General features: G+C 38.8%; 1 pseudogene. It reads right to left on the reverse strand.

What is annotated here, in order from left to right:
- Positions 1 to 249 (reverse strand): annotated as a pseudogene (locus CWC28_RS21175) (zona occludens toxin-like protein); the annotation flags it as partial.
- Between the last annotated feature and the right edge of the window lie 24 nt (positions 250 to 273).

Genomic DNA, 273 nt, shown 5'->3' on the forward strand with positions numbered 1-273 from the left:
TTCGTAAGAGTTGATACTAAATGTGCCGTATCTTTCTGTTATAAACTCGAAGATATATTCTCGATGGGTTCGTTCTGGCCGTTTCACTTCTTGAATACCAGTAACGAATATATCGGTAGCACCATATGGCAAACCTACAGAAACAGGTTCACCATCAAGAACCTGAATAGCAGCATTATTAGTATAAGGACTAGTATCTTTTTGATTATTGACCACACCAACTTGAGCGGTTTCTTCGACACTTTCCACAGGGCTTTCATTACTGGTGAAATA

It is taken from the genome of Pseudoalteromonas sp. S4492 (assembly GCF_005886115.1).
GTDB lineage: Bacteria > Pseudomonadota > Gammaproteobacteria > Enterobacterales > Alteromonadaceae > Pseudoalteromonas > Pseudoalteromonas gelatinilytica.